The organism is Chromobacterium sp. HL1 (genome assembly GCF_057418835.1).
In genome coordinates, this window is record NZ_CP162399.1 from 1,846,106 (window position 1) to 1,859,176 (window position 13,071).

Here is a 13,071-nt window from a genome sequence, read left to right on the forward strand (position 1 = left end):
CATGGATTGCCGTTTTTTTCAGCGAGGAGGCCTCAGGCCACTTCCGAAACCCGCGGACGGTAGGTGCTGTTCTGCAGCAGGGACTGGGTGGTCTGGTACTGGGTGACCGCCAGCTGGCCGCTGGCGTTCTGCTGTTGGGAACGGGCCACCGCGTTGTTCGCGTTGTTGTTGGTCTGATTGGTCTGCTGTTCCGCCTGATTGTTGGCGGCTTGCTGCTCATTGGCCGCCGGCACCGTGTTCGGGCGCGGCGGCGTCGCCGGCGGGGCGCTGGCGGCGCGATTGGCGCTGGCCGCTTCCGCCGCGCGCTGTTGAGCCCGCGGGGTGTCGTTGGCCGCGGCGGCCGGCGCGGCGGAGCTGGCCAGGGCGGCGGTTTGCGCCTGTTCCTGGCTGACCCTTTGCTGCTCGCCGTTGCGGGTTTGCGCGGCATTGGTCTGCGCGGTGTTCAGCTGGCGTTGCAGCTGCTGTTCGACCCGCGCGGTGTCGGGGTTCTGCCGGACCGCGGCCTGGCTGACGTTTTGCTGGGAAACCGCAGGAGTGGCGGACCGCGGTTCTTCCAGCGTCTTTTGCTCAGGCCGCGTGTTCTGCAGCGATTGCAATTGCTGCAGAGAGTTGAGGCTGCCTATGCTGCCGGTGCTTGCCATATCGCTCTCTCCAAACCGTGGGTGCCGTTGCCGTCGCGCAGGACGGTATAGAGCCCAGTTGCCCTATATCGCTGATTCTAGAATCTTTTTTACCGGATTGCCGAATTTTTTCAGGCCTAAAGGTCAGATTTGTGGCAGTAATACCAATTCCAGCATGCGTTCGGCTAATTGATCCACGCTCAGCGGCCCTTGGGAGCGGTACCACTGCACCGACCAGTGCAGGCTGCCCAGCAGGGTGCGGCGCAGCAGCGCGGTGTCGGGCTTGACCAGGCCGGCGGCGGCGGCCTCGTCCAGCGCTTGCTGCCACAGCGCTTCGTAGCGGTCGCGCAACACGATCAGGCCGGGCCGGGCGGCGGCGGACACGCTGCGCCATTCGTAGAGCATCACTTCCAGCGCCGCCTGATTGTCTCCCAGCAGCGAATTGAGGTGGACGCGGAACAGCGCGGCCAGCTTGGCCCGCGGCGATCCGGCCGCGTCCAGCGCGCGCTTCAGCTGTTCGGTGGTGCTGGTGATGCCCAGCGCCATCACCGCGACCAGGATCTCCTCCTTGGTGCGGAAGTGGTAGAACAGGCTGCCGGACTGCATGCCGACCGCGTTGCCCAGGTCGCGCACCGTGGTGCGCTCGTAGCCCTGGTCGCGGAACAGTATCGCCGCGGCGCGGATCAGCTCCATGCGGCGGCTGTTTTCTTCGACGGGTGCGGTGTTGTCTGTGCTCATTATTGTGTTTTTTCTTGGGAGTGGGCGGGCAGCAGCGGAAGCGCGGCTTGCCAGACCCGTTCCGGCTCCATTTTTTCCAGGCAATCGGTATGGCCGTACGGACAGGTCCGTTCGAAACAGGGGCTGCAATCCAGGTTGAGGGAGACGATGGCGGCCCGCGTCGACAAGGGCGGCGTGAAGTCGGGGCTGGAGGAGCCGTACAGCGCCACCAGCGGCTTGTCCAGCGCCGCGGCCACGTGCATCAGGCCGGAATCGTTGCAGACGGCGAGCCGGGTCAAGCCTATCAGGTCTATCGCTTCTTCCAGGCCGGTAGCGCCGCAGAGGTTGACGGCCAGGCCGCCGGACAGGCGGCTGATGTCGTCGCCCACTTCGCGGTCCTTGCCGGAGCCGAACAGCCACACCGCGTAGCCGGCGGCGTCGAAGCGGCGCGCCAGTTCGGCGAAGTGCCGGGCCGGCCAGCGCTTGGCCGGGCCGTACTCGGCGCCGGGGCAGAAGGCGACCGCGGGCCGGCCGGCGTCCAGTTGCAGCTTGTCCAGTGCCGCCCGCTGGCTGGCGTCGGTGAGGGCCAGCCGCGGATGGCTGAGCGGCCGCGGCAGCGGTTCGCCCTTGTCTTCGGCCAGCGCGCAAAAGCGTTCCACCATCATGGGCAGCGCCTGCTCGTCCAGTTCGCGCGCGTCGTTGAGAATCCAGTAGCGCGATTCGCCGAGGAAGCCGGTGCGCAGCGGGATGCCGGCGAACAGCGGAATCAAGGCGGATTTCAGCGAGTTGGGCAGCACGATGGCTTGATCGAAGCGTTCGGCGGCCAGCTGGCGCGCCACTTTCCAGCGCTCGCCCAGGCGCAGCGCGCCGTGGCCGAAGGGGTTGAGATGGGCCTTGGCCACTTCCGGCATCCGCGCCAGCAAGGGCAGGGTCCAGGCCGGCGCGAACACGTGCAGCTCCAGATCGGGGTGGCGTTGGTGCAGTCTTTGGTACAGCGGTTGCGCCATGACGCTGTCGCCGACCCAGGAAGGGCCGATGACGAGGATTTTCTTCTTCATTGCAGATGTTCCGATTGCAAACCGAAACCGGGGCGCGGCCCGGCTTGGGTTTGCAGACGAGGCGGGCCGGCAAGCAAAAAAGGTGCGGCTCGCGCCACACCTTAGCTGCGTTGCCGGCGCGGGGCCGGTCTCAGTGGTGGCCGCCTGCCGGGCCGTTCAGCTTGTAGCGGGTGCCGCAATAGGGGCACAGCGCTTCGCCGGTCTTGTGCACGGGCAGGAACACGCGCGGGTGGGAGTTCCAGGACACCATGTCCGGCATCGGGCAATGCAGCGGCAGGTCGTGCTGGGTGACTTCGATCACGCGTTGAGTGTTTTCTTTCTGTTCAGCCATTCTGTATTCCTTGCGGAGCCGCCGCGCGGGCGGCTCGTCTTGCTTAGTTGACGTAGGTCAGCCAGTGCTGGTGTTCGGCATCCAGTCCTTTGACGATGTCGAAGTAGCGCTTCTGGATTTCGGCGGTGATGGTACCACGATTGCCGTCGCCGATCGCGCGTCTGTCGAGTTCGCGGATCGGGGTCACTTCGGCGGCGGTGCCGGTGAAGAAGGCTTCGTCCGCGCTGTAGACCTCGTCGCGGGTGATGCGCTTTTCTATCAGTTCCAGGCCCATTTCCTTGGAGATCTGCACCACGGTGTCGCGGGTGATGCCTTCCAGCGCGCTGGTCAGGTCCGGAGTGTACAGCTTGCCCTTGCGGATGATGAAAATGTTTTCGCCGGAACCTTCCGCCACGAAACCGTCCACGTCCAGCAGCAGCGCCTCGTCGTAGCCGTCGGCGGTGGCTTCGTTGTTGGCCAGGATGGAGTTCATGTAGTTGCCGTTGGCCTTGGCCTTGCACATGGTGATGTTGACGTGGTGGCGGGTGAAGGAGGAGGTCTTCACGCGTATGCCTTTTTCCAGGCCTTCGTCGCCCAGATAGGCGCCCCAGGGCCAGGCGGCCACGATCACGCGCACGTCGTTCTTCAGCGGCGCCACGCCCAGCTTGCCGGAGCCGTAGAAGGCCATCGGGCGGAAATAGCAGGATTTCAGGCCGTTGGCCTTGACCACGTCCAGATGGGCCTGGCTGATCTGTTCCGGCGTGAACGGCAGCGCCATGCCCAGGATCTTGGCGGAGCGGAACAGCCGCGCGGTATGGTCTTCCAGACGGAAGATGGCCGGACCCTTGGGGGTTTCGTAAGCGCGCACGCCTTCGAACACGCCCATGCCGTAGTGCAGGGTGTGGGTCAGCACGTGGGTGGTGGCGTCGCGCCAGTCCACCATTTCGCCGTCATACCAGATTTTTCCGTCACGATCAGCCATCGACATCTTGGTGTTCTCCAATATTGTGTTTTCGCTTTGGGATGGGGCCGGATCTTGTCCGACCTCAGAACCTTTTCAAAGTCTCGCGAGCAAGGGCGAGACAAGGCGAAAACGAGCGAAAAAGCGGAATGTACTCGTGGTACATGAGCATTTTGAGCTGGTTTTCAACGCCGTATCGCTGAAGCGCAGCAGACTTTGAACTAGGTTCTTATCCAATGAGTTTATCTCGCCCTCATGACGCTGTGAACCGTTATTTGAGCGCTTGCTCGAATACTTGCCGCCACAAGGATCGGCAGAGGCCGTAGTCTTCCAGCAAGGCTGCGTCCGGCGTCACGGTCTGCTTTTCGTTGAGCCGGGCGGCGTGTTGCAGCCGGCGGTAGTGGCGATAGGCGTTGCGCGCGGCTTCGGCGTTGGCGGCGGGGATCAGCCCGGCCTCGGCGGCGGTGGCCAGCAGCGCGATATTGCCGGCGTTGGCGGTCAGCGCCGGCAGCGCGTGGGCGTGGGCCAGGATCAGGTATTGGACCAGGAATTCGATGTCTATGATGCCGCCGCGCGCGTTCTTGGGGTCTTCGTCGCGGGCGGGGTGGCTGTCCAGCATGCGCTGGCGCATCGCCAGCACCTCGTCTCGCAACACGGCCGGCTCGCGCCGACGGGTGAGGATGGCGTGGCGTTCCTGTTCGAACTGGACGCCGACTTCGGCGTCGCCGGCCACGTAGCGGGCGCGGGTCAGCGCCTGGTGTTCCCAGACCCAGGCCTGTTGCTCCTGGTATTGGCGGAAGGCGTTGACCGAGCTGACCAGCAGGCCGCTGGCGCCGTTGGGGCGCAGCCGCAGGTCGATGTCGTAGAGCACGCCGGCGGCGGTGGCGCTGGTCAGCCAGGTGGACATCTTGCGCGCCAGCCGCGAATAGAGTTCGGCGGCGTCCGGGTGCTCGTCGTCGTAGAGGAAGATCAGGTCCAGGTCCGAGGCGTAGCCCAGCTCTTTGCCGCCCAGCTTGCCGTAGCCGATGATGGCGAAACGCGGCGTGTCGCAGTGGCGGCTGGGGATGTCCAGCCAGGCGTGGCGCAGGGTGGCCGCCAGCACGATGTCGGCCAGCAGCGACAGCTGATCGGACAGCGCCTCCACCGTCCACATGCCGGCCAGGTCCTGCGCCACCAGGCGGAAGGATTGCGCGTGCTGGAAGTGGCGCAGCGCGTCCATCTTGGCTTCCACGTCGCCGTCGGCCTGGCTCAGCTGCTGTTCCAGTTGTTCCGCCAGCTGCGGCCAGTCCGGCGTGGCGTAGAGCACGCGCGCGTCCAATAGCTCGTCCAGCAGTATCGGGTGGCGGGTCAGATAGCCGGAAACCCAGGCGCTGGACGAGTAGAGCGAGGCCAGCCGTTGCAGGGTCTGCGGGTATTCGGTCAGCAGCGCCAGGTAGGAGGCGCGGCGGCTGATCGCTTCCATCAAGGCGATGATGCGGGTCAGCGTGGCGTCGGCGTTGTCGAAACGGGAGGCGACTTCGATCAGCGCCGGCATCAATTGATCGAACTGCTTGCGGCCGTTCAGCGGCATCTGCTGGTAGCGCTGCCCCTGGGCCAGGCTTTGCAGCTGGCGCGCCACTTGTTCCGGCTCGGCGAAGCCCAGCTGGCGCAGCCTCTCCACTGGCAATTCCTCGGCGATGTCGTTCCAGAGTTCGGTGAGCGGATGATCGGCGGCGCCCTCGGTGGGCAGGATGAACACTTGCTCGAAGTGGCGGGTGACTTTGCGGCGCTGCTGGTTGAGCCGGTTCATGAACTGCTCCCAGTCGGTGCAGCCCATGGCGGCGGCGATGCGGGCGCGGTTGTCCGCGGCGGCGGGCAGGGTCTGGGTTTGTTGATCGTCCAGATATTGCAGCCGGTGTTCCAGATTGCGCAGGAAGGCGTAGGCTTCCTGCAGCTCGGCGACGGCGGCGGGTTCCAGCAGCCGCAGTTCGCCCAGCCGGCGCAAGGTTTCGCGGGTGCCGCGCAGTTGCAGGCTGCGGTCGCGGCCGCCGCGTATCAGCTGGAAGACCTGGGCGATGAATTCCACTTCGCGGATGCCGCCGGGGCCCAGCTTGATGTTGTCGGCCATGTCGCGGCGGGCCACTTCGCGGCGGATCTGCGCGTGAAGTTCGCGCATCGCGCCGTAGGCGCTGTAGTCCAGGTATTTGCGGTAGACGAAGGGGCGCGCCGTGTCGGCCAGCGCCGCCGCGTCGCCGCTGAGCGGCCTGGCCTTGATCCAGGCGTAGCGCTCCCATTCCCGGCCCTGGCTCAGCAGATAGTTTTCCAAGGCGGCGAAGCTCATCGCCAGCGGGCCGGAGTCGCCGTAGGGCCGCAGCCGCATGTCGACGCGGAACACCTGGCCGTCGGCGGTGACGTCGTTGAGCAGGGCGATCAGCTTCTTGCCCACCTGGGTGAAGTATTCGTGGTTGCTGATGGCGCGGCCGCCATGGGCGGCGCCGTCGGTGTCGCCGCTTTCCGGGTAGACGAAGATCAGGTCGATGTCGGAACTGACGTTGAGCTCGCCGCCGCCCAGCTTGCCCATGCCGATGACGATCAATTGCTGGACCTCGCCGCTGTCCTCGCCTATCGGCTGGCCGTAGTGGGCGAGGCCGGCGCGGGCGCAGGCCAGCGCCCGTTCGACGGCGAAATCGGCCAGCGCGCTGACGGTGGACACCACCTCGTCCAGATCCGCCAGGCCGTTGAGGTCGCGGCAGATCAGCCGCGCCACCACCGCCTGGCGCAGCCGCCGCAGCGCCGGCGCCAGCCCTTCGGCGTCGCTCAGCGCCCGCCAGTCGGCGAAGGCTTCCATCTCCGCCGCGTCGAAAGGCCGGCCTAGCCTGGCTTGCAGCCGCTCCAATTCTTCGGGGCGGGCGGTCAGCAGACGCTGCAGATAGTGAGAGAACTCGCGGCTGCGGGCAATGGCAGCGGCCGTGTTTGCTGGCATAATAGGCCTCTACGGCATGTCAATTCTTGATGGCCACATTGTAACGGTTTGCCGCATTTGGAAAAGCTCTTCTCCGTTCTGTCCCATATCCATGTGATCAAGGTCCTGAAACGGACCTGTGCGCTGTTGGGAATGGCCGCCGCCGCCGCCTTGACGCTGCTGCTGGCGGCCTTTTGCGCGTTCACTTTCTGGGTGCTGCCCAATCTGAACCAGTTTCGCCAGCCGCTGGAGCGTTATCTGAGCCAGTCGCTGGGGCGGCCGGTGCAGGTGGCGGCCTTGTCCGGCGAATGGCTGACCGTGGGGCCGCGTTTCGAGCTGGGCGGCGTCACCATCGCCAATCCGCAGGACGGCAAGGCGCTGACCTTGCGCCAGGTGTCGCTGGAGCCGTCGTGGCGTTCCTTGCTGGCGCTGGAACCGCGGCTGGCCAGCGTGGTGGTCAAGGGCCCGACGGTGGAGCTGCTGCGCTCGCGCCAGGGCGTGATCTATCTGAACGGCTTCGATCTGAGTTCCGGCTCCGCCGACAGCGGCCTGGGCAATTGGCTGCTGCGCCAGCCCAGCCTGGAGATCAGCGACGCGCGGCTGAGCTGGCAGGACGAATTGCTGGGCCTGCCGCGGCTGGATCTGAGCCAGGGCCAGCTCAAGCTGAGCGCCGGCCTGTTCGGCCACGGCCTGAAGCTGTCCGGCCAGCCGGCGGCGTCCTTGGGCAAGGGCTTCGATCTGACGGCGTCCTGGCGCGGCGACGACATCGCCGCCTGGCAGCAGTGGTCGGGCTCGCTCAAGGTGGCGCTGGACGGCGCCAAGGTGGGGTCGTGGACGCGTTATCTGCAACAACTGGGCATGCTGCGCAGCGGCGAGGGCAGCGGCACGGTGGAGATGTCCTTCTCCGACGGCGCCATCGACGCCTTGAAAGCCAGCGTCAACGTCCACGACGCCGCCTACACGCCGCCGGATTCCCACGAACTGGTGCTGCCGCGGCTGCAGGGCGAGTTGCAGCTGACGCGCCAGCTCAGCGGCAGCTATAAGGTCAAGGCCAGCCGGCTGAGCCTGGCCAGCGCCAGCGGCCTGGCTTTCGACAATTCCAATATCGACGGCGAGTGGCGTTACGGCGAGCAAGGCTTCGGCCAACTGACGCTGGACAATGTGGACCTCAGCCACCTGACCCCCTTCATCCACGCGCTGGGCGCCGACCGCAACCCGCTGTTCGCGCGTTTTTCCCCCAGCGGCGCGCTGCGCGACCTGACCGTCAGCTGGAAGGGCGCGTTGGAAGCGCCCAAGGCCTTCAAACTCAAATCCCGTTTTGAAAAGCTGGCCTGGCAGCCGTTCGGGGAGCTGCCCGGCGTGTCCGGCGTCAGCGGCGCGATCAGCTTCGACGAAAAAGGCGGCCGTCTGCAGCTGGACACCGGCAAGTCCCAGGTCAGCTATCCATCGGTTTTTGTCGCGCCGCTGAATTTCGACAAGCTGACCGCCGACGTGGGCTGGCGGCGGGAAGGGCAGGCGGTGGTCTTGGACTTCCGCCAGGCCGCCTTCTCCAACGCCGATTTGTCCGGCAGCCTGCAAGGCAGTTATCGGCATCAGGGCGACGGGGCCGGCGTAGCCGATCTGCGCGCCAGCATCGCCGGAGTGCCGGCGGCCAGGGTGGCGGAGTATCTGCCGCACGAGGTGGGCGAGCACACTTTGCGCTGGCTGCGCCAGGCCTTGCAGGGCGGGCAGCTGCGCCAGGCGACGATGAAGCTGCGCGGCGATCTGGAGCAGTTCCCCTTTGCCGGCGGCAAGGGCGGCGAGTTTCTGGTGGAGGCCGAGGTGGAGCGCGCGCGTCTCAGCTATCAGTCCGGCTGGCCGCGCATCGACGACATCGACGCTCAATTGCTGTTCCGCAACGAACGGATGGAGGTGAACGCGCGCCGCGCCGTCACCGTGGGCGTGCCGCTGAGCGGCGTCAAGGCGGTGATAGACAATCTGGGCGCCGACGTGCCCATGCTGACGGTGGAGGGCCGCGCGGCCGACCGTCTGCAGCGCATGCTGGCCTTCACCACGCAAAGTCCGGTGGACGGCTGGCTGGACGGTTTCACCGGCCAGATCGAGGCCGGCGGCGACGCCAGCCTGGACTTGAAACTGGGGATACCGCTGGCCGGCGAACAGGGCGTGACGGTGCGCGGCGACATCCGCTTCGCCGACAACGCGCTGCGCTTCAAATCCCTGCCGATTCCGCCGCTGAGCAAGGCGCGCGGCCGGCTGACCTTTACCGAACGCGGCGTGGACAGCCCGGGCCTGCAGTTCGTCGGCTTCGGCGGTCCGTTCCAGTTGAAGGCCAACACCGGCGCAGACAAGCGCATGCGTTTCGAACTGGCGGGCCAGGCCGATTCGCGTCAAGTGCTGAAGCAGTATCTGCCGGCGCTGGCGGAGCAGGTGTCGGGCAAGTCCGGCTACCGCGCGCAGTTCGTCGTCAAGCAGGGCTTGGAAAGCCTGGCGGTGAGTTCGGACTTGCAGGGCACCGCCTTCGATTTGCCGCCGCCGCTGGCCAAGAGCGCCGGCGCGGCCTTGCCGCTGCAACTGCAGCTGCGGCCGCAGCAGATGCGCGGCGTCCAGACCCAGCGGCTGGACTTCAGTCTGGACGGCATGATAGCCGGCCGCCTGCGTTTGAACGAACACGGCGATTTGCAGGCCGGCGCGCTGGGCGTGGGCCGCGCGCCGGGCGAGCCGGCGGCGTCCGGCCTGGCGGTGCGGGTGGCGCAGCCCAAGGTGGTGCTGGACGATTGGCTGAAACTGGCCGACGGCGCCGCGCAGTCCAGCGGCGGCGGAGAGCCTGCGGCCCTGCCGGCCTTGCAGCTGGAACTGGAAACGCCGGAACTGGTGTTGCCGGGCCTGAGCCTGCACAAGGTCAACGCCCGCTTGGGCAACCGCGAGTTGTCCAAGGCCTGGACCGTACAGCTGCGCTCCAACGAGATGAGCGGCGACGCCAGCTATCGGCCGGAAGGCAACGGTCTGCTGCAGGCCAACCTCAGCCGTCTGGCCTTGAGCCTGCCGGCGGAGAAGAAGGAGGGCGCGGCGGAGGCCAAGGCCGCGGCCGGCGGCGAAGCCTCGGTGCTGAACCGCAGGTTGCCGGAGATGAAGGTGCGCGTCGGCGAGCTGGTGTTGCAGGGGCGCTCGGTGGGCCGGCTGGAGCTGGAGGCGCGCCGCGACGGCAGCGTCTGGCAGATGGCGCCCTTGCGGCTGACCACCAACGACGGCACGCTGAAGGCCACGGTGCGTTCGGACGCGCGCGGCGCCGGCAATGTCGACGCCCGCTTCGAATTGCTCGTCGGCGACGCCGGCAAGCTGCTGACGCGGCTGGGTCAGGGCGAGATTTTCCGCAACGGCCAGGGCACGCTCAACGGCCGCTTGAATTGGCCCGGCGGCCTGGGCGATCTGGATTTGGCCAAGGTATCCGGCGAATTGGCGCTAGACTTCAAGGACGGACGCTTCGCCAAGGTGGACCCGGGCGTGGTCAAGCTCCTGGGCGCGCTCAGCCTGCAATCGCTGCCGCGCCGCATTCGTTTGGACTTCACCGACGTGTTCAGCGACGGCTTCGCCTTCGACAGCCTGAAGGGCGAAGCGCAGGCGCGCAACGGCCTGTTCACTTCGCCCAAGGTGGAGATGAAGGGGCCGGGCGCGGACGTGACGATTTCCGGAGAACTGGACCTGGGCAAGGAAAGCCAGGCCTTGAAAGTGCACGTGGTGCCGCGGCTGGCGGAAAGCGTGGCGCTGGCGGCGGGGGCGGCCCTGCTCAATCCGGTGGTGGGCATCGCCACGCTGGCGGCGCAGAAAGTGCTGCGCGATCCGGTGGGCCGCATCCTGTCGGTGGATTACGAAGTGAGCGGCTCCTTGCGCGACCCCAAGGTGGTGCGCACGGCGATCGGTCCGATACAGCAGAACAAAGGGGGGAAACCATGAAGCAAAAATTCCTGGCGGCGGCGGTGCAGATGGTGTCCGGCTCCGACGTGACGGCCAATTTGCAGCGCGCCGCGCATTGGGTGGCGGAAGCCGCCGGCAAGGGCGCGCGGCTGGTGGTCTTGCCCGAGTATTTTTGCCTGATGGGGCGGCAGGAAACCGATAAGGTGGCCGTGTGCGAAGCCTACGGCGACGGCCCCATCCAGAGCGCGCTGGCGCGGATGGCGCAGGAGAACGGCGTGTGGCTGGCGGCCGGCACCGTGCCCTTGCGCAGCCCGGAGCCGCAGCGGGTGTTGAACACCACCTTGCTGTTCGACCCGGACGGCGAGGTGCGCGCCCGCTACGACAAAATCCATCTGTTCGGCTTCTCCGGCCTGGGCGAGACTTATTGCGAATCCAACACCATCCGTCCGGGCGAACAGCCGGTCAAGGCGGATCTGGGCTTCGCCGAGATGGCCTTCGGCATCTGCTACGATCTGCGTTTCCCTGAACTGTTCCGCCAGTTGTCGCCCTATGATCTGATGATTTTGCCGGCGGCCTTCACCGCCACCACCGGCGAGGCGCATTGGGAGCCCTTGCTGCGCGCGCGCGCTATCGAGAACCAGAGCTATGTGCTGGCCTCGGCGCAGGGCGGAGAACACGACAACGGCCGCAAGACCCACGGGCATTCGATGATCATCGATCCCTGGGGCCGCGTGCTGGCCGAAATAGACAAGGGCGAGGGCGTGATCCTCGCCGAAATCGACCCGACATTGATCCAGTCGGTGCGCACCCGCCTGCCGGCGCTGGCGCACCGCGTACTCGCGTGAAAGAACCCGACACTATGCAAGATGCTTTCTCCGCGGCAGACAGCCTGCTGCTCAAGCCTTACGGTCTGGACGAGGCGGCTTTGGAAGCCACGCTGGCGCGCATGCGCCACCACGCCATCGACTACGCCGATCTCTATTTTCAATACACCCGCAGCGAGGCCTGGAGCCTGGAAGAGGGCATCGTCAAGTCCGGCAGCTTCAGCATTGACCAAGGCGTGGGCGTGCGCGCGGTGGCCGGCGACAAGACCGCCTTCGCCTATTCCGACGCCATCAGCCTGGAGGCGCTGAGCCGCTCCGCCGACGCGGTGCGCGCCATCGGCCAGGCGGGCGGGGACGGTTCCGCCGGCGCGCAGACTCGGCGCGCGCCCAAGCCGCTGTACCCGGCGCTGGACCCCTGCCACAGCCTGGAGGCGGCGGCTAAGGTGGCCTTGCTGGAAAAAGTGGAGCGGATGGCGCGGGCGCAGGACCCGCGGGTGATCCAGGTGATGGCCGGCATGGCCAGCGAATACGACGTGGTCTACGTGGCGCGCCACGACGGCGTGCGCGCCGCCGACGTGCGGCCGCTGGTGCGGCTGTCGGTGATGGTGATCGCCGAGCAGAACGGCCGCCGCGAGCAGGGCTCCAGCGGCGGCGGCGGCCGCTTCGACCTGGCCTACTTCGACGACGAGGTGCTGGAGCGCTACGCGCGCCAGGCGGTGCATCAGGCGCTGACCAATCTAGATTCGCGGCCGGCGCCGGCCGGCCAGATGACCGTGGTGCTGGGGCCGGGCTGGCCCGGCGTGCTCTTGCACGAGGCGATAGGCCATGGCCTGGAAGGCGATTTCAACCGCAAGGGCACTTCGGCCTTTTCCGGCAAGATCGGCCAGCGGGTGGCGGCGCCGGGCGTCACGGTGGTGGACGACGGGGTGATGGAAGAGCGCCGCGGCTCGCTGGCGATAGACGACGAGGGCAATCCCACTCAGCGCACCGTGCTGATCGAGGACGGCGTGCTCAAGGGCTATATGCAGGACGCGATGAATTCGCGCCTGATGCAGGTGGGCGCCACCGGCAACGGCCGCCGCGAGTCCTACGCCCACATCCCGATGCCGCGGATGACCAATACCTATATGCTGGCCGGCCAGCACGATCCGCAGGAAATCATCGCCTCGGTCAAGGACGGCCTGTACGCGGTCAATTTCGGCGGCGGCCAGGTGGACATCACCAGCGGCAAGTTCGTATTCTCCGCGTCGGAAGCCTGGCGCATCGAAAACGGCAAGCTCAGCTATCCGGTCAAGGGCGCCACCCTGATAGGCAACGGGCCGGACGTGCTCAACTACGTCAGCATGATAGGCAATGATTTGCAGCTGGATCAGGGCGTCGGCGTCTGCGGCAAGGAGGGCCAGAGCGTGCCGGTGGGCGTGGGCCAGCCTACGCTGCGCATAGACGGAGGGCTGACCGTGGGCGGCACCGGCGGCTAAGAACCTGTTCAAAGTCTGCTGCGCTGCGGCGATACGGCGTTGAAAACGAGCTCAAAATGCTCATGTACCACGTGTACATTCCGCTTTTTCACTCGTTTTCGCCTTGTCTCGCTTTTGCTCGCGAGACTTTGAACAGGCTCAAAGAACCTGTGTAAACAGGTTCTTTGAGAAAGGCGAAGCGCTGACGCTTCGCTTTTTTTACGCCTATTTTCAAATTGAACAAGCAGATCATCCAAATTTAAAGCCAATT

At 66.3% G+C, this 13,071-nt stretch carries 9 protein-coding genes; 3 read left to right on the plus strand and 6 right to left on the minus strand.

All coding sequences use genetic code 11. The features are described from left to right. Nucleotides 1–32: 32 nt before the first annotated feature. The 6 genes from AB1Z25_RS08465 to glnE form a co-directional block, all read right to left on the minus strand. Entirely contained in the window at nucleotides 33–641 is a 609-nt protein-coding gene (locus AB1Z25_RS08465; RefSeq protein WP_107798759.1) for a hypothetical protein, read from the minus strand. Between the two features lie 123 nt (nucleotides 642–764). Then, on the minus strand, nucleotides 765–1,358 hold the full coding sequence (locus AB1Z25_RS08470) for a TetR/AcrR family transcriptional regulator (RefSeq protein ID WP_107798760.1): 594 nt from the start codon (nucleotides 1,356–1,358) through the stop codon (nucleotides 765–767). Further along, on the minus strand, nucleotides 1,358–2,395 hold the full coding sequence (gene waaF / locus AB1Z25_RS08475; RefSeq protein ID WP_107798761.1) for a lipopolysaccharide heptosyltransferase II: 1,038 nt from the start codon (nucleotides 2,393–2,395) through the stop codon (nucleotides 1,358–1,360). Before waaF ends, AB1Z25_RS08470 begins: the two co-directional genes overlap by 1 nt. A 130-nt stretch (nucleotides 2,396–2,525) precedes the next feature. Then, nucleotides 2,526–2,726, minus strand: coding sequence for a zinc-finger domain-containing protein (locus tag AB1Z25_RS08480; RefSeq protein ID WP_019104039.1), 201 nt, complete (start codon nucleotides 2,724–2,726; stop codon nucleotides 2,526–2,528). A 43-nt stretch (nucleotides 2,727–2,769) separates the two neighbouring features. Beyond that, nucleotides 2,770–3,693, minus strand: coding sequence for a branched-chain amino acid transaminase (locus AB1Z25_RS08485; protein WP_107798762.1), 924 nt, complete (start codon nucleotides 3,691–3,693; stop codon nucleotides 2,770–2,772). A gap of 244 nt (nucleotides 3,694–3,937) precedes the next feature. Then, nucleotides 3,938–6,628: a bifunctional [glutamate--ammonia ligase]-adenylyl-L-tyrosine phosphorylase/[glutamate--ammonia-ligase] adenylyltransferase gene (gene glnE, locus AB1Z25_RS08490; RefSeq protein WP_486637020.1), complete on the minus strand. Its 2,691-nt coding sequence runs from the start codon at nucleotides 6,626–6,628 to the stop codon at nucleotides 3,938–3,940. A 57-nt stretch (nucleotides 6,629–6,685) separates the two neighbouring features. Here glnE and AB1Z25_RS08495 point away from each other — a divergent pair, with 57 nt between their 5' ends. Genes AB1Z25_RS08495 through tldD form a run of 3 tightly spaced genes read left to right on the plus strand, consistent with a single transcriptional unit; the run spans nucleotide 6,686 to nucleotide 12,821 of the window. Further along, on the plus strand, nucleotides 6,686–10,558 hold the full coding sequence (locus tag AB1Z25_RS08495) for a YhdP family protein (protein ID WP_486637021.1): 3,873 nt from the start codon (nucleotides 6,686–6,688) through the stop codon (nucleotides 10,556–10,558). Then, on the plus strand, nucleotides 10,555–11,364 hold the full coding sequence (locus AB1Z25_RS08500) for a carbon-nitrogen hydrolase family protein (RefSeq protein ID WP_107798765.1): 810 nt from the start codon (nucleotides 10,555–10,557) through the stop codon (nucleotides 11,362–11,364). Before AB1Z25_RS08495 ends, AB1Z25_RS08500 begins: the two co-directional genes overlap by 4 nt. Before the next feature lie 14 nt (nucleotides 11,365–11,378). Then, complete coding sequence (gene tldD / locus AB1Z25_RS08505) at nucleotides 11,379–12,821, plus strand: metalloprotease TldD (RefSeq protein WP_107798766.1); 1,443 nt, start codon at nucleotides 11,379–11,381, stop codon at nucleotides 12,819–12,821. The last annotated feature ends 250 nt before the right edge of the window (nucleotides 12,822–13,071 follow it).

Bases quoted from the DNA above. Each gene is read 5' to 3' on its own strand.
- waaF (WP_107798761.1), bottom strand. From the start codon at position 2,395: ATGAAGAAGAAAATCCTCGTCATCGGCCCTTCCTGGGTCGGCGACAGC.
- AB1Z25_RS08480 (WP_019104039.1), bottom strand. From the start codon at position 2,726: ATGGCTGAACAGAAAGAAAACACTCAACGCGTGATCGAAGTCACCCAG.
- AB1Z25_RS08465 (WP_107798759.1), bottom strand. From the start codon at position 641: ATGGCAAGCACCGGCAGCATAGGCAGCCTCAACTCTCTGCAGCAATTG.
- AB1Z25_RS08470 (WP_107798760.1), bottom strand. From the start codon at position 1,358: ATGAGCACAGACAACACCGCACCCGTCGAAGAAAACAGCCGCCGCATG.
- glnE (WP_486637020.1), bottom strand. From the start codon at position 6,628: ATGCCAGCAAACACGGCCGCTGCCATTGCCCGCAGCCGCGAGTTCTCT.
- tldD (WP_107798766.1), top strand. From the start codon at position 11,379: ATGCAAGATGCTTTCTCCGCGGCAGACAGCCTGCTGCTCAAGCCTTAC.
- AB1Z25_RS08500 (WP_107798765.1), top strand. From the start codon at position 10,555: ATGAAGCAAAAATTCCTGGCGGCGGCGGTGCAGATGGTGTCCGGCTCC.
- AB1Z25_RS08485 (WP_107798762.1), bottom strand. From the start codon at position 3,693: ATGTCGATGGCTGATCGTGACGGAAAAATCTGGTATGACGGCGAAATG.